Source organism: Caballeronia zhejiangensis (assembly GCF_022879815.1).
GTDB lineage: Bacteria > Pseudomonadota > Gammaproteobacteria > Burkholderiales > Burkholderiaceae > Caballeronia > Caballeronia zhejiangensis.
Genome location: NZ_CP084288.1, coordinates 178938 through 195281 on the forward strand (window position 1 = coordinate 178938; position 16344 = coordinate 195281).

Consider the following 16344-nt stretch of genomic DNA (forward strand, 5'->3'; position numbering starts at 1 on the left):
CGGGCGCGCTTACTTGGCCGCGCCGACGAGCTTGAACGAGTCGAAAGCGGGATCGATGGGCGTGTGGCCGATATGCGTCAGCGCTTCCGCGACGAGCGGCTCGCACGCGCTGTAGTCGGAGTTCATGCTGTCGACGTGCGCCTGGGGAAAGTTCACGGACAGCACCTTGCCGCCCCAGCGTTCGGTGGTCGCGGTCATGCTGCACTTGCCGGCGCCGCCGATCTTCAGATCGAGCAGGATCACGTTCATTTCGAACGCCGCATCCGAATTCGAGAAGTTCCACTGCATCACCATGCGGTCGCCCGGCGTGTTCGTATCCACGAGTTTCATCGTCTTGTCGGGAATGCCGACCGCCGCGACGAGATCGAGAACATTCGATCCGATGAGCGCGCCGGAATCGCTGCGCGCCTCATGTGTCCGGTAAGCCGCGCATCCGGAAAACAGCGTCACGAACAGCAGAAAAATCAGGGTAAAAGGCCGCACGACAACTCCTCCGTCGAAGTAGATGGAATCCCGCAATTGGAAGAAATGCAGAGTGGGCGCCGTGAAAACGGGCGCGCAGACGGGAACCAGCAAGAAGGCGACCCAGGCGGCCGCGCGGCGCGTTTGTCTCTCGCCGATTGCCTTTCGGAATATTTCGCGGCGGTCCGCGTGAGGTATTAACTACCGCTTCATCAACGTCCATCGGGCAAAGTCGCCGCGACGGGCATCAAGAATCCGCTTGCGCCGCCGACATATCGTGCATGGCCTCCGGTGCCACACACGAATAGGCCCCGCGAATTGCGAGGCTCATCACCGCCGGACGCCGCAACGTCAAAGATGCGCGCGCAGCCAGTCCCATGCGAGCGGCCCGCAGATCACGCCCCACGTAAGCAAGCCGATGACGATGGCCACCGTGACCGCCGCGCTGCCGCAGTCCTTGGCGCGTCCGGAGAGTTCGTGACGTTCGAGCGAAATGCGGTCGATCGCCGCCTCGATGCTCGAATTGATCAGCTCGACGAGCAGCACGAGCAGCACCGAAGCCGCGAGCAGAACGCGCTCGGCGGCGCCCACGGGCACCGCGAACGCGATCGGCAGCAGCACGGCCGCGACGCACACCTCCTGGCGAAACGCGCTCTCCTCGCGCCAGGTCGCGGCGATGCCGTCGCGCGAATGGCGCAACGCGAAAAGGCCGCGCAGCAGGCCGCTGCGCTTGACTGCGGGCTTCGCGATCCGCTCGGCGTGGCCGGATTTTTCGGATGCGGAAGACGTAGCGGATGAAGAACGGGATCGAACCATGTCGCGATGTGGCGCTTTTTTTGATGAAGGACGGCTGAGGTGATACAAATTGTCACAAATTATGCTACTGTTGCGTCCGCTTTTCAGCGGCAAAGGTGCGTCATCGCACAGACCGGCGCGATGAACGCAGCAGCCGCACGACGGCACCCGCGTCGCGGATCACGCACGCCCCGACGCCTCGCTTCGTGCATCGCACGCTTGCCCCGATTCTTTCCCGCTCTTGCTGCATTCGTCCCGGTTGCCGCGCGCGCCGCTCGCCTGGCGATCCGATTGTCGTTGCGCCTCCGTCACGATGCCATAGCGGGCAGCGCGGCGCGCGGCCGTGAATTCCGTAGCTGACTCGCCGATGAAACCAGTCGTCTCGTTCTGCCTCTCGCTGGCGATGGCCGCCAGTGCGCTTTTCGCCGGCGTCTGCGCCGAAGCGGCGCCGCCGGCCGTCAATCCGGACGCCGCTGCCAGCGCCGACGCCGGCTCGATCCACGTCCCGTTCTCCGCGCTCGGCGCGTATCAGCCGATGCATCTGCGCGGCCTCGAAGATACGCGCTCGATCGTGCTCGGCGTGCGGCTCGACCGCGTCGTGACCGGCGCGCGCCTGCGTCTGCGCTACACCTACTCGCCCGCGCTCCTGTTCGCGCTGTCGCACGTCAAGGTGTCGATCAACGGCGAAGCGATCGCCACCGTGCCGTTCGACAAGGAGCACGCCGGCGCGATGCTCACGCAGGACATCCCGCTCGATCCGCGCCTGCTCACGGACTACAACCAGTTCGGGCTGCGCTTCATCGGCCATTACACGCTCGATCATTGCGAGGATCCGGCGAACACGGCGCTGTGGGCCGACATCAGCCCGACGAGCGAATTCATCCTCGATACCGCGCCGATCAGGCTGCCGAACGATCTCGCGCTGCTGCCCGCGCCGTTCTTCGATGCGCGCGATGTGAGCCGTCTCACGCTGCCGTTCGTGCTGCCCGCATCGCCGGACAGCGCGACGCTCAAGAGCGCGGGCGTGCTCGCGTCGTGGTTCGGCGCGCTCGCGGATTACCGTCAGGCGCGCTTCCCGGCGATGAACACGCTGCCCCCGAACGACCACGCGGTCGTCGTCGGCACGCGCGCGCAATTGCCGGCGGGTCTCGCGCTGCCCGATATCGACGGGCCGACGATTCTCGTCGCCGACAATCCGGCGTCCAAGGATCGCAAGCTGCTCGTCGTGACCGGCCGCAACGGCGCCGAAGTCGACGATGCCGCGTATGCGCTCGTGCTCGGCCGCACGGCGATGTCCGGCGATGCGGCGAAGGTCGCGCATGTCGACATCGGCCAGCCGCGCGAACCGTACGACGCGCCGCGCTGGATGCCGACGAATCGCCCGGTGCAGTTCAAGGAACTCGTCGACGACGTGTCGCAGCTTCAGGTCGCGGGCAGCGAGCCGGAGCCGATCCGCCTGAACCTGCGTGTGCCCGCCGATCTGTTCTCGTGGAACAGCGTCGGCGTGCCGCTCAATCTCAAGTACCGGTACACCGCGCCGACGGTGCAGAACAACTCCGCGCTCGCCATCGACATCAACGAGCAACTCGTGAAGTCGTTCCGGCTGCCGCCCGCCAAAACCGATGACACGCAAGGCCGCCTGCAATTGCCGCTGCTTTCGGGCGCGCCGGGCGGCACGGCCAACGCGCTGGACATTCCGGCGTTTCGCGTCGGCAGTTCGAACCAGCTGCAATTGCGCTTCAACCTCGATTCGCAGAAGCAGGGCCTGTGCGCGGGCGTGCCGACCAACCCGGCGCGGGCGGCGGTCGACCCGGATTCGACCATCGACTTCTCCGGCTTCGTGCATTACGCGCAACTGCCGAATCTCGCGTACTTCGCGAACAGCGGTTTTCCGTTCACGCGCTACGCCGATCTGTCGCAGACGGCCATCGTGATTCCCGCGCGTCCCGCCAATGCCGAGATCGAAGCGATGCTGACGATGCTCGGCCACATGGGCCAGTGGACCGGCTTTCCGAGCCTGCGCGTGACCATCGCGCGTCCGGACGATGTGCCCGCGCTCGCGCAGAAGGATCTGCTCGTGATCGGCGGCGCGCCGTCGTCGCCGGTGTTTTCGCGCTGGCACGATGCGCTGCCGCTGTCGATCGCGGGTTCGGCTGCGGGAACGCCGTCGAAGGAGGGCATCGCGCGGGCGTCGTTCTCGGTCGGCGAGCATTGGCGCGATGGCGCGCGTGTCACGCACGGCGGCGCATCGCTGGATCAGAACGGGCCGCTCGCGGCGCTGATGGGCTTCCAGTCGCCCGGAACGAAGGGGCGCAGCATCGTCGCGCTCGCGGCGACCGGCGACGGCCATCTCACCGATCTGCTCGACGTGCTCGAACGCGCGGATCGCCTGTCGCAGATTCAGGGCGATGTCGCGCTCGTGCGGCACGGCGGCGTGGACAGCGCGCGCGTCGGCGAGACGTATGTCGTCGGCTACGTGCCGTGGTACGCGAAGCTGTGGGGCCACGCGATCCGTCATCCGGCGCTGCTCGGCCTCGCCGGCGCGCTGGCGGGCCTGCTGCTCGCGATCGCGGCATTCGCGGCGCTGCAGGAACTGGCCGCGCGGCGCCGGGGTATCTGAGCGATGAAGGCTTCGGGCGTAAAGCGCGCGATCGTGTCCGGCGCGCTCGTCGTGTTCGGCGCGAATGCAGCAGCGACGGATCTGGCGTCGCCATCGGCGTGCATGGATTCGTGGCCGCGCTGGGACGCCTTCAAACGCGACTTCATTTCGAAGGAAGGCCGCGTGATCGACGTCGGTTCCGCAGACGAGCGCACGGTCTCCGAAGGCCAGTCCTACGCGCTTTTCTTCGCACTCGTCGCCAACGACCGCGCGAGCTTCGACACGATTCTCCACTGGACCGAAGACCGGCTCGCGCGGGGCGATCTCACGTCGCGCCTGCCCGCGTGGCTCTGGGGCCGCGACGACGCCGGCACGTTGCGCGTGCTCGACGGCAACGCGGCGTCCGATGCGGACTTGTGGATCGCCTACGCGCTCCTCGAAGCGGGCCGCGCGTGGGGCGAGCGCAGCTACACGGCGCGCGGCGCATCGCTTGCGAAGCGCGTGCTCGACGAGGAAACGGCCACGCTGCCCGGCCTCGGCCTCACGCTCTTGCCCGGGCCTCTGGGTTTTCATCCGTCAGCCGATACGTGGCGCGTCAATCCGAGCTACGCGCCGCTGCAGGTGATTCGCGGCATCGGCGCGAGCCTGCCCGATGACGCGCGCTGGACGCGGCTCGCGGCATCGAGCGCACGCATGCTGATCGACACCGCGCCGCAGGGCTTTGCGCCGGACTGGGCGCTGTATCGCGCGAACCGGGGTTTCGAGCCCGACGAAGAGACGCACGCCGAAAGCGCCTATAACGCGATCCGCGTGTATCTGTGGGCGGGCATGCTCGCATCCGACGATGAAGCGCGCGCGCGCCTCCTCGCGCATTTCGCGCCGTTCGCCGCGTATATCGACGCGCACGGCGCGCCGCCCGAGCGCATCGACACGCGCGACGGCAAGCCCGGCCCGAACGACGGCAACGCGGGTTTCTCCGCCGCCGCCGTGCCGTTTCTCGACGCCATCGGACGCCCCGAACTCGCGGATGCGCAAGCGGCGCGCGCGGCGGGGGCATCGGCGCCGGGGTACTACACGAGCGTGCTGACGCTCTTCGGCCTCGGCTGGCGCGAGGGCCGCTATCGATTCGCGGGCGACGGAACGTTGCGCACGGCGGCATCGGCATGCGGAGCGGCGAAATGATGCGCGCGCCCCGGACGAAGGCGACGTTGCTGCGCGCGGCGCTGATGTCGGCGAGCGTCGTGTGCGCGACGCAGACGCATGCCAGCGAGGCATCGACGGACGCGCTCGCCGAGCGTCTTTACGGCACCGCGCGCGCGTGGGCCAACAAGCATCGCGACGATCTCGCGTTGCAGGCGATCGACAAGGCGCTGCTCATCGCGCCGGACGATCCGCGTCTGAACGCCGAGCTCGTGCGTATCCAGTTGCGGCTCGGCCAGGCGCAAAAGGCGCAGGCCACGCTCGCGCGCATGAAAACGCGCGCGCCCAATGCGGCGCTCACGCAGCAAGTCGACGACGAATATCGCGTCGCGGTCAGCGGCCGTCAGGAAATGGCGGCGATCCGCCTGCTCGCACGCAGCGGCCAGTCGGACGAGGCCGCGCGCCGCGTGAGCGCGCTCTTTGCGCACGGCGCGCCGTCGGGCCCGCTCGGCGCGGAGTACTACCAGATCATCGCCGCGACGCCCGCGCGACGTGCCGAAGCGCTCGCGGCCTTGCACCGGCGCATCGTGGACGATCCCGCCGACGTCGATTCCGCGCTCGTCCTCGCGCGTCTGCTCAACAGCAGCGACGCGACCCGCGCCGAAGCGAACCGCATCGCATGGAATCTCGCCACGCGCACCGACACCGACCGCAACACCGCGCTCGACGTCTGGCGTCACGTACTGCAATCGGCGGGCGCGGACACGGCCTATCGGCAGGCGCTGCGTGCGTACCTCGAACTCGTGCCCGACGACACCGAGTTCAAGGATCGCGCCGATCTGCTCGACGCGCGCATCGAAGCGCAGCGCAAGCTCGAACGCGATCCCGATTACATCGCCCGGCAGCGCGGTCTGGCGGCGCTCGCTCGCGGCGACCTGAACGCAGCCGCGCCGTTGCTCGCGCGCGCGGCGGCCGCCCGTCCGGACGACGCGGAAGCCGTCGGCGGATTCGGTTTGCTGCGCATGCGCGAAGGCAATCGCGACGAAGCGCGCGCGCTGTTCGAACGCGCGGCGTCGCTCGCGCCGGACAACCGTGCGAAGTGGCTGGGCCTCGCGCGCACGGCGCGCTTCTGGGGCACGCTCGCGCACGGCCGTGACGCCGCGAACGCAGGCAAGCCGAAGGACGCCGAACGCTACGCGCGCGAGGCGCTCGCCATCGAGCCGGATAGCGCCGATGCCAAGCTGCTTCTCGCCGATGCGCTGCTCGCACAAGGCGACTGGCGCGCCGCCGAACCGATGCTGCGCGCGCAGCTTGCGGGCCGCGAGCCGAGCCTGTCGGCGCTGAAGAGCACGCGTGCGCTGCTCGAGTCGACCGGACGCGCCGATGAAGTCGAGCCGCTCATCGCCGCGTTGCAAAGCCGTTTCACCGCCGCCGACGATCGCCAAAGCCTGATCGCGATGCGCGCCGATATGGTCGCGAACGAGGCGCAGCAACTCGCCGCGCGCGGCCAGAACGGGCCGGCGGCGCAGAAATACGAGGCGTCGTTGCGCATCGAGCCGGATCAGCCGTGGACGCGCTTCGCGCTTGCGCGGCTGTATCGGGATATCGGTTTGCCGCAGCTCGGCCGCGCCGTGATGGACGACGGCCTCGCGCGCTCGCCGAACGCCGCGCCGATGGCTTACGCCGCCGCGCTGTATCGCAATTCGATGGACGATCTGGCGGGCGCGCGCGCCGCGCTCGATGCCGTGCCGCAAGCCGATCGCACTGACGCCATGCGCGCGCTCGCCCGCAATCTCGACGCGCAACAGTCGCTCGCCGATGCCCGCGCCGCCTTCGCGCGCAACGACGCCGACGCCGCCGCCGCCGCGCTCGATCGCGCGCAAGCGCTGGCCGCGGACGATCCCAACCTGCTCGCGTCGATCGGTGCGCTGTATATCGATCGAGGCGACGCGGAGCGCGGCCTCGCGCTGCTGCGCGACTGGATGGCCACGCATCCCGAAGAAACCGATGCTGACGTGCGCCTGCGCTACGGCGATCTGCTCGGCGGCGCGCGTCGCGAAGATGCGCTGTCGCAGACGCTCGCGCAAGTGCGCGCGGAGCCGAAGCTCACGCCGCGTCAGCAAGAGCGTCTGGAGGATCAGGCGTTGCGCAGCGTGCTGCGTCAGACCGACGATGCCATCGACGCCGCCGATTACGCGCGTGCGCGCCGTCTGCTCGATACCGTGAGCGACGCAGGCAAGCGCGACAAGCGCTACGCGTTCGAGCTCGCCGATCTCGCGCGCGCGCAGGGCGATTACGACAGCGCACGCGCCGCGCTCGCGCCGATGCTCGCGGCATCGCCCGACGATCCCGAAACGCAGCTCATGCTCGCGCGCGTGCTCGACGACAGCGGCGGCATCGGCGCGCGCAAGGAAGCGCTCGCGATCGTCCGCCGCGTCGCGGATGCCGCGCCGCCCGACGACATCGACACGCGCCTCTCTGCCGCGCGCCGTTTCGCCGCGCTGCGCCGTCCGCTCGATGCGCAGGCGCTGACGCAGCCGCTACGCGTCGCCTATCCCGAACGCGCGGACGTCACCGTGCAGGCGGGACGCGTCGCGGAGGACCTCGGCGAGTACGAGCAGGCGGCGTCGCTGTATCGGCTGTCGATGGAGCAGGAACGCGCGTCGGGCATCGCGCCGGCGTTCAGCGTGCCGGCCGGCTCGGCACGCGCGACCCCCGCAACGTCCGCCACGCCCGCGCGATCCGCACTCGACGATCTCGATCAGCGCCGCAATCCCGAAGTCGAAACGGCGTGGATACCGGCGTACAAGTCCGGCGATGCGGGCGTGTCGCAGTATCACGCGCAGCAGGTGCCGCTCTACGTGCAGATTCCGTATCGCTACGACGGGCATTTCTTCGTGCACGCGGACGCCGTGCATCTCGACGCGGGCACGCTCGACGTGAGCGGACTCACCGATCAGGCCGGCGCTTCGGCGCCGAGCCTGCCGTACACCATTCAGACCTTCGGCACGAACGCGGGCTTCTACGACGGCACGGCGGCGTCGGCGAACGCGCTGCGCCAATATCTGACGAACTCGCCCGTCACGACCGGCGATCTGCATCAGCACGCGAACGGTCTCGGCGGCGGCTTCGGCTATCTGTCCGATGCGTGGCGCGTCGATCTCGGCTCGACGCCGATCGGCTTTCCGGTGCATTACCTCGTCGGCGGCGCGCGCTACAGGTTCGATGCCGGTCCGGCGAGCCTGTCGATAGCGGCGTCGCGGCGTGCGGTCACGAGCAGCGAGCTGTCCTACGCCGGTCTCACCGATCCGCTCACGCACGTCGTCTGGGGCGGCGTGCGGCGCGACGGCATCGACCTGCATGTGAGCGTCGATGTCGGCAGGACGAACGTATTCGCCGATATCGGCGTGGCCGAGCTGAGCGGGCGCAACGTCGCGAGCAATCAGGAATTCACGCTGCGCACGGGCTTCACCGTGCCGGTGTATCGGCGCGCGACGATGCGCGTGCAGACCGGCCTCGTCGGCAATGCCTGGCATTACACCGACAACCTGCGCTACTACACGTTCGGGCAGGGCGGCTATTACAGCCCGCAGCGCTATCTGTCGCTCGGCGTGCCGATCGAATGGATGGGCAAGCGTAACGGCTTCACCTGGGACATCGCGGCGACGGCGGGCGTCTCGAATTCGTACGAGAAGAACTCGCCGTATTTCCCGAACGGCCTGCCGGCGGTAGCGGGACTCTCGCCGGTCGATACGAGCAGCCTGATTTATCCCGGCGGCTCGACGCGTGGCGTGAGCTTTTCGTACGGACTCGGGGCGACGGTCGAATATCGGCTGAATCCGCAACTGGCGCTGGGCGCGCGCGTGTCCATCGACCATTCGCACGACTATGCGCCGAGCGCCGGGATGATCTACGCGCGCTTCGCGTTCTCGCCGCGCAAGGACGATTACCGCATCAGCCCGCAGCCGGTGCGGCTGTATTCGAGTTATTGAGGAACGGATTGCCGTGAACGACGAATCGAACCGATCCAGTGGCGCAACGAGCCTCATCGCCGCGTTTGCGCGCTTCGTGCGCGCGCGCGTCGCGGGCCGCGATGCCGCGCCGGGCCGCATCGGCGTCGATGCGCTTCCCGACGATCTCGCCGTGCTCGCGCCGGGCGCGCTCTACGCGGTGCACGTCGCGCCGCGTTCGCCCGAATGCGATGCGCTCATCTGGGCCACGGCGCGGGCCGCGAACACGCGCCATGTGAGCGTCGTGCTCGCGCGCGAGCGTGCGGAAGCGGCGGCGCGTGCGCGCGAACTGGGCTTTTCGGGCGCGGCGGCGCAAGGCTGGCCGCGCCGACTGAACGTGCTCGCGATGCCGAACGAAGCCGCATCCGCCGATGCCGATTCTGAACCGCCCGCTCTCGCGCTCGCGCGCCTTTACGGCGGCCTGCGCGCGCTCAAGCGCTTCGGCTTTCGCGCGAACGCGCTGTATATCGTCGAAGGCGCGGAGCGCTGGTTCTCGTGGCGCGATCCGGCGGCGCTCGCGCGCGAAGGACGGCTGTTGTCGAGCTGGTGCGAGACGCGCGGCATCACGATGATCCTGCTGCTCGGCGACGCCGCCAGCGATGACGATTTGGACATCGACGAAACTCAGGCTTCGGCAAGCCGCAGCGAACTGAACGGCGCGTGCGCGGGCGTTGCGCGCGTGCGGCGCTCGCACGGCGAACTGCTGTGGCAAGTCGATTTCTGGCGCGCGGGCCGCGCGCTCGCCACCGGCGACGTGCACGCGTTGCGCTTCAACGAAGCCGGCCGCCTGAGCATCGCCGCGCCCGAGCGCGCGGGCGATGCGCGCCGCGATGCGCGTCTCGCGCCGGACGAAGCGCGCGTCGTCGTGAGCCGCGCGGTCGTCGGCGACGAGGCTTGGGTGCCGCGCGACTGGGAAGTGCTCGCGGACCGCGATGCCGTCGTCGCCGCCTGCGATGGCGCGCGCGGCGCGACCGTCGTGCTCGCGCATCGCAACGGCGCGCAGCTCGAAGCGCTGTGCGCCGCCGTGCACACGCTGCGCCGCCGCTGCGGACGCGCGCTCAAAATCGCCGTGGTCGAACGCGGCGAAGTGCTGCGTCATCAATATGAATTGCTGATGCTGAGCCTCGGCGCGAATCTTGTCGTCGGGCGCGACGTGCCGTTCTCGCGGCTCGAATCGCTGTTGCAGTCGCTGCAAGGCCAGCTCTACACGCGTCCGCTTTTGTCGGATTACCGCACGGCGCTCGCCGCGTCGCTCGCCGATGCCGCGCTCGGCTATCAGAACGTGGCGGCGTTCTGCGCGCAGACGCAAGGCGCGCTCGCACGCGGCGCGGTGCTGCGTCTGCCGCATGTGCTCGTGAAGCTGACGCTGCCGCCTGCGCTCGCTCACGTCGATGCGCTCGCGTGGTGCCGTCCGCGCCGCGCGGGCGATGTCTTCACGGCGGACGCGTCGCATCTGTACGTGTTCCTGTTCGGCTGCCGTCTCGCCGATGCCGACGCCGCGCTCGCGCGCATCTTCACCGTGCCGGTGGAGCGCGTGGCGAAGGACGTCACGTATCTGTCGGACGACGGCATCGGCGCGCAATTGCAGGCGCTCGAAGCGGAGAACCGGCGCGCGCCGTCGGCGGATTACAGCGATCTGTTCGCCGCGACCGCGCCCGTCATCGCGATGGAAGACAAGGCGGATGCGGCTACGGAAAGCGAATCCGTGCGCCGCTCGCGCGCGGAACTCGACGCGCTCGACGCCGTGCTGAACCAAGAAGCGCGCAGGAACGCGACCGACGAAGGTCCGTTGCATCCGCCCGCGCGCCGCGCCGTGCGTGCGCATATGCCGCTCGCCGAACCGGGAAACTGAAACGATGGACACCTTGCTCATTTCGATGCTGATCGGCGTGCTGGCCGGCGTGCCCGCGTGGATCGTCTGGCAGCGCGCGGGCGCGCGGCGCGGTCTCGTAGCCGCGCGTGGTTACGATCCGCGCGACGCGGTGCCGTGCCGCATCGAGCCGGTCGTGCTCAACGCGCGTCTCGTCCCCGATGTCGATGCCGCGCCGAAGGACGCCTCCCGCCCATGAAAACCATCGCGCTCATTTCGACGGCGGGCGGCGCGGGCCGCACGACGCTCGCCGCATCGCTCGCGACGCTGCTCGCCCGGCGCGGCCGTGCCGTGGTCGCGCTCGACTTCGATCCGCAGAACATGCTCGGCGCGTATCTCGGGCTGGACGCGTTCGCGGCGGAAGGCATCGGCGGCGCGCTCGCCGATCCGTCGCGCAAGTGGCACGAATCGACCTGGCGCAACGAGGACGGCGTGCTGTTCGTGCCGCACGGCGGTCTCACGCCCGCGCGATCCGCCGCGTGCGAAGCGCGTCTTTGCGAGCATCCGCGATGGCTCGAACGCACGATCGGCGAGATCGGCTTGCCGGAGACCGGCGTCGTGCTGATCGATACGCCGCGCTATCCGTGCTCGCATGCGGATCACGCCGCGCGCGCCGCCGATCTCGTGCTCGCCGTGTGCCCGCCTGAGCCGGCTGCGTGCGCGACGCTCGTCGCGCGTTTGCCCGCGCTGCGGGAATCGTGCGCGGATGTGCGTCTCGTCGTGAATCGCCTGAATCCCGCCCGCGCGATGCAGCGCGACGCGCTCGCGATGCTGCGCGGCGCGACCGGGAACATGCCGCTCGCGCAACGCATTCATCTGGAAGCGTCGATGCCCGAGGCATTTTCGCGCGGCGCGTGGATTTTCGACGAAGCGCCGCATCTGCAGGCGTCGCACGATCTGCACGGTCTCGCGCAGCACGTCGATGCGTGGCTGCCCGCGCTCACCGCGAGCGAGACGGCATGAAGCGCGAACCAGGCTCCCGCTCGAACCGCGCGATCGGCTGGATCGCGCGCGGGCTCGGCGTGCCCGACACGCGCTCGGCGTTCGACTGGTGCGTGCGTCTCTTCTTCAAGCCGCCGCGCGCGGGCAAGCGCGACATCGCGCGGGACATGCTGCGCGCGTTCGTGCTCGCGTGGGCGCGCGAGTGGGGCGTCATCGACGTGCGCAATCCTTGGGCGTGGCTGCTGCGCGCGTTCGTGCGCCCGCCGCGCGAAAACGCGAAGCCGCTCGCCGCGTATGCGCGGGCCGCGCTCGGCCTGATCGAACGCGCGCTCACGCCGCTCGCTCTCGCGCTGATGTGGATGAAGCGCCGCATCGATGCCGCCATCGACGGACTGCCGTGGGCGCGCTTCGGCGCGCGGCTCGAGGGCGGCGCGAATGTCATCGGCAAGAAGCGCTGGATGCTGCCCGCGCTCGTCGTGATCGGCGGATTGCTGTGGGCGGTCGTCGGCACGTCGCCGCTCGCGTCGGGAAGCCAGTTCGTGTTCTTCGCCGTGCTGATGATCGCGGCGCTCGTCATCCGCCGCATTCCGGGGCGCATGCCGGTGCTGATTCTCGCGTCGCTCGCGCTGCTCGTCACCGCGCGCTACGTCTGGTGGCGCACGACCGAGACGCTCGACTTCCGCACGCCCGGCGAGGCGATCGTCGGCTACGCGCTCTTCGGCGCGGAAGCCTATACGTGGATGATCCTGCTGTTCGGCTTCGTGCAGACCGCGTGGCCGCTCGAACGCGCCGTGTCGAAGCTGCCCGACGATCCCGCCGACTGGCCGAGCGTCGATGTCTTCATTCCGACCTACAACGAGCCGCTGTCGGTCGTGAAGCCGACGCTTTTCGCCGCTCAAGGCATCGACTGGCCGCGCGACAAGCTCAATATCTGGCTGCTCGACGACGGCCATCGTCCGGAGTTCGAGGCGCTCGCGCGGGCGGCGGGCATCGGCTACATCACGCGCGACGACAATCAGCACGCGAAGGCGGGCAACATCAATCGCGCGCTCGCGAAGACGCACGGCGAATACATCGCCATTTTCGATTGCGATCACGTCCCCACGCGCTCCTTCCTGCAAGCGACGATGGGCACCTTCTTCGCCGATCCGAAATGCGCGCTCGTGCAGACGCCGCATCACTTCTTCTCGCCCGATCCGTTCGAGCGCAATCTCGACACGTTCCGCCGCGTGCCGAACGAAGGCAATCTGTTTTACGGGCTCGTGCAGGCGGGCAACGATCTCTGGAACGCGACGTTCTTCTGCGGCTCGTGCGCGGTCATCAAGCGCGCGCCGCTGGAAGAGGTCGGCGGCATCGCGGTCGAAACCGTGACCGAAGACGCGCACACGGCGCTCAAGCTGCATCGGCGCGGCTATACGACGGCGTATCTGCCGACGGTGCAGGCCGCCGGTCTCGCCACCGAAAGCCTCGCGAGCCACATCAAGCAGCGCACGCGCTGGGCGCGCGGCATGGCGCAGATTTTTCGCATCGACAATCCGTTTTTCGGGCGCGGGCTGAACTTCTTTCAGCGCCTGTGCTACGGCAACGCGATGCTGCACTTCTTCTACGGCATTCCGCGCCTCGTGTTCCTCACCATGCCGATGTGGTACCTCTTCTTCCAGATGTACTTCATCAACGCGGCGGCGACGACCATCGCGGGTTTCGTGCTGCCGTACATCGTCATCGCGAACATCGCGAACTCGCGGATGCAGGGCAAGTTCCGGCATTCGTTCTGGGCCGAAGTCTATGAGTCGGTGCTCGCGTGGTATATCGCGCTGCCGACGACCATCGCGTTCTTCAGCCCGAAGCATGGCAAGTTCAACGTGACGGACAAGGGCGGGCGCATCGACGAGACGTATATCGACTGGGCGATGAGCAAGCCGTATCTCGTGCTGCTCGGCCTGAACGCGTTCGCGATGTCCGTCGGCATCGTGAAGCTGATCGCCGGCGCGGGCGACGAAGACGCGACCATCCTGATGAACGTGTTCTGGACGCTCTACAACCTCGTGATGCTCGGCGCGGCGGTGAGCGTCGCGCGCGAGGCGAAGCAGGTGCGCGTCACGCATCGCATCGCGATGAACATGCCCGCGACGCTCGTGCTCAACGACGGCAGCAGCATCGCGTGCAGCACGAGCGATTACTCGACAGGCGGGCTCGGGCTCGTCGTCGGCGAAGGATTGCTCTCGCTCGAAACCGGCGACACGCTCGGCGTCGTCGTGAGCCGCGGCGAGCGGCAGTTTCACTTTCCGGTGCGCGTGACGCGCCTTTCCGGCACGCATCTGGGCGTGCGCTTCGATTCGCTCACGCTCGAAGACGAGCGCCGTCTCGTGCAATGCACGTTCGGCCGCGCGGATGCGTGGATCGAATGGGACGAGCGCACCGAAGACGACGCGCCGCTCAAGGGCCTGAAGGAAGTGCTGCTGATGGGCTTCGAAGGCTATGCGCGGCTGTTCGGCGGAGCGCGCCGCGCGCTGCTCGACAAGCTCGCGCTCGATGGCCGCCGCTACTGACAAGAAGAACGAAGATGACCTTCTGGAACCTGTATTTCATCATCAAGATCGCGCTCTTTTCGACGGGGCATCTGAAGCCGATATGGCTCGCGAACATCGCGTTCGCGGTGGCGCTCGCCGCGAGCTCGCCGCTGCGCTCGCGCATCTGGCGGGCGGTGCGGTTCGTCGCCGGGCTCGGCATCGGTTTGCCGCTGATGTATCGCGAGGCGAACGTGCCGCCGTTCGGCCGCATCGTCGAGGAATTCGGCAATCTCACGACCTTCAGCTTCGGCTACTGGCTCGAGTTGCTGCCGCGCTTTCTTCCGCCGATGCTGCTCGCCGTCGCGCTCGGTCTGCTCGTCGCGTATCTCGTCGTCAATCGCTGGCTGCGCGTCGCGACCTTCGTGATGATCGCGCTCGTCGCGCTGCCGGTGTGGCAGGGCGCGAATGCGGTGCTCGCGCGCATCGAGGCGAAGCCGCAGGGCAATGCCGTTGCCGCAACTAACCGTCAATCCGCGGACCCCCTGGATTACAACGCGACGCTCGCGGCATTCAGGGCGAAGGAGTCGCAGCGACAGGTGAGCTTCGGTCATCTGTCGAGCGATCCGAAAGAGCAGTTCGACGTGATCGTGCTGCACATCTGCTCGCTGTCGTGGGACGACCTCGATGTATCGAAGGAGCGCAATCATCCGTTCCTGTCGCACTTCGACTATCTGTTCACGAACTTCAGCACGGCGGCGAGCTACAGCGGCCCGGCGGCGATTCGCGTGCTGCGCGCGTCGTGCGGACAGGAAGCGCACGCCGATCTGTACAAGGATGCGCCCGCGCAGTGTCATCTGATGGCCGATCTTGCGCAGGCCGGCTACACGCCGCAGGTCACGTTCAATCACGACGGCCACTTCGACAACTTCACGCAGCTCGTGAAGGAGAACATCGGCGTGCCGAACGTGCCTTTCGTGCCGAACACGGCCGCGCCCGTCGCGATGCACGCGTTCGACGGCTCGCCGATCATGGACGATTACGGCACGCTCGCGAACTGGTACGCAGAGCGCGCGCGGGAGCCGGGACCGGTCGCGCTGTACTACAACACGATCAGCCTGCACGACGGCAACCGCCTGCCGAACAACAAGATGACGAGCCTCGAGTCGTATCCGCTGCGCGTGGCGAAGCTGATGAGCGATTTCGACAAGTTCGCCGATCTGATCCAGCAATCGGGGCGGCGCGCGGTGATCGTGTTCGTGCCCGAGCACGGCGCGGCGCTGCGCGGCGACGCCAATCAGGTCGCGGGCCTGCGCGAGATTCCGACGCCGAGCGTGATCCACGGGCCGGTGGGCGTGCGGCTCGTCGGCTTCACGGGCAATCACGGCGCGACGACCGTCATCGATCAGCCGACCGGGCATCTCGCCATCGCGCAATTGCTGTCGAACCTCGTGTCGAACAGTCCGTTCAAGGCGGGCGTCACGCTGTCGCAATACGCGGCCAATCTGCCGCAGACGCCGATGATCGGCGAGAACGAAGGCACCGTCACGATGAAGACCGCGACGGGCTATGTCGTGAAGACGCCGGACGGCGTATGGGTGGATCAGAAATGAACACGCTGAACAAGGAAGCGCGCGACCGGCATGATGTCGTCGCGCTTGCGGAGCGCGTCGCCGGTCTCGACGCCGCGCGCTATTTCGATGCCGAAGCCGACGAGGAATTGCGCGCGGCGGTGACGCGCTGGCCGGTGCTCGCGCGGCTGATGGCGCTCGCGCCCGTCAGCGCCGACGACGATCAGCGCGCGATGAGCGGTTGCGCGACGGCGCCGTCATCGGCGTGATCGCGCGGGCGTCGATGGGCCGGAATCGCTCGTGTCGTACAGACGTTCCGGAATGAACAACGTGCCGATGCCGCTCGGAATGAACACCGCGCCGACGAGCAGAAAGCTCACGCCGAACGAGAACTGCGTCGCGATATAGCCGAGCGCGACAGGCGACGGCCCTCGCAGCACGAATGAAG

At 68.3% G+C, this 16344-nt stretch carries 12 protein-coding genes; 9 read left to right on the plus strand and 3 right to left on the minus strand.

The genetic code is table 11. The features are described from left to right. Positions 1 to 9: 9 nt before the first annotated feature. Both LDZ23_RS33655 and LDZ23_RS33660 read right to left on the minus strand, forming a co-directional pair. On the minus strand, positions 10 to 483 hold the full coding sequence (locus LDZ23_RS33655) for a hypothetical protein (protein ID WP_008345806.1): 474 nt from the start codon (positions 481 to 483) through the stop codon (positions 10 to 12). A 330-nt stretch (positions 484 to 813) separates the two neighbouring features. Further along, entirely contained in the window at positions 814 to 1278 is a 465-nt protein-coding gene (locus LDZ23_RS33660) for a diacylglycerol kinase (RefSeq protein ID WP_008345804.1), read from the minus strand. Between the two features lie 346 nt (positions 1279 to 1624). On the opposite strand from LDZ23_RS33660, the gene bcsB reads away from it, so the two are divergent. The 9 genes from bcsB to LDZ23_RS33705 are packed head-to-tail and all read left to right on the plus strand — an operon-like array spanning position 1625 to position 16165. Beyond that, on the plus strand, positions 1625 to 3877 hold the full coding sequence (gene bcsB, locus LDZ23_RS33665) for a cellulose biosynthesis cyclic di-GMP-binding regulatory protein BcsB (protein WP_008345802.1): 2253 nt from the start codon (positions 1625 to 1627) through the stop codon (positions 3875 to 3877). Between the two features lie 3 nt (positions 3878 to 3880). Continuing rightward, complete coding sequence (gene bcsZ / locus LDZ23_RS33670) at positions 3881 to 5038, plus strand: cellulose synthase complex periplasmic endoglucanase BcsZ (protein ID WP_034473656.1); 1158 nt, start codon at positions 3881 to 3883, stop codon at positions 5036 to 5038. Further along, a complete protein-coding gene (locus LDZ23_RS33675; RefSeq protein WP_244808894.1) occupies positions 5035 to 8988 on the plus strand; it encodes a cellulose synthase subunit BcsC-related outer membrane protein in 3954 nt (1317 codons plus the stop codon). The genes bcsZ and LDZ23_RS33675 overlap by 4 nt, the downstream gene beginning before the upstream one ends. Before the next feature lie 13 nt (positions 8989 to 9001). Next, complete coding sequence (gene bcsE, locus LDZ23_RS33680) at positions 9002 to 10858, plus strand: cellulose biosynthesis protein BcsE (protein ID WP_008345798.1); 1857 nt, start codon at positions 9002 to 9004, stop codon at positions 10856 to 10858. Between the two features lie 4 nt (positions 10859 to 10862). Beyond that, a complete protein-coding gene (locus LDZ23_RS33685; protein WP_008345796.1) occupies positions 10863 to 11075 on the plus strand; it encodes a hypothetical protein in 213 nt (70 codons plus the stop codon). Next, the gene (gene bcsQ / locus LDZ23_RS33690) at positions 11072 to 11839 is read left to right on the plus strand and encodes a cellulose biosynthesis protein BcsQ (RefSeq protein ID WP_008345794.1); all 768 of its coding nucleotides are present in this window, start codon (positions 11072 to 11074) and stop codon (positions 11837 to 11839) included. Before LDZ23_RS33685 ends, bcsQ begins: the two co-directional genes overlap by 4 nt. Then, positions 11836 to 14367: a UDP-forming cellulose synthase catalytic subunit gene (gene bcsA / locus LDZ23_RS33695; protein ID WP_008345793.1), complete on the plus strand. Its 2532-nt coding sequence runs from the start codon at positions 11836 to 11838 to the stop codon at positions 14365 to 14367. Before bcsQ ends, bcsA begins: the two co-directional genes overlap by 4 nt. A 14-nt stretch (positions 14368 to 14381) precedes the next feature. Further along, the gene (gene bcsG, locus LDZ23_RS33700; protein WP_008345791.1) at positions 14382 to 15938 is read left to right on the plus strand and encodes a cellulose biosynthesis protein BcsG; all 1557 of its coding nucleotides are present in this window, start codon (positions 14382 to 14384) and stop codon (positions 15936 to 15938) included. Beyond that, positions 15935 to 16165 (plus strand): hypothetical protein, encoded by a 231-nt coding sequence (locus tag LDZ23_RS33705; protein ID WP_008345789.1) that lies wholly within the window; start codon positions 15935 to 15937, stop codon positions 16163 to 16165. The genes bcsG and LDZ23_RS33705 overlap by 4 nt, the downstream gene beginning before the upstream one ends. Here LDZ23_RS33705 and LDZ23_RS33710 read toward each other — a convergent pair. Continuing rightward, positions 16154 to 16336: a hypothetical protein gene (locus tag LDZ23_RS33710; protein ID WP_008345788.1), complete on the minus strand. Its 183-nt coding sequence runs from the start codon at positions 16334 to 16336 to the stop codon at positions 16154 to 16156. The genes LDZ23_RS33705 and LDZ23_RS33710 overlap by 12 nt on opposite strands. Positions 16337 to 16344: the final 8 nt, after the last annotated feature.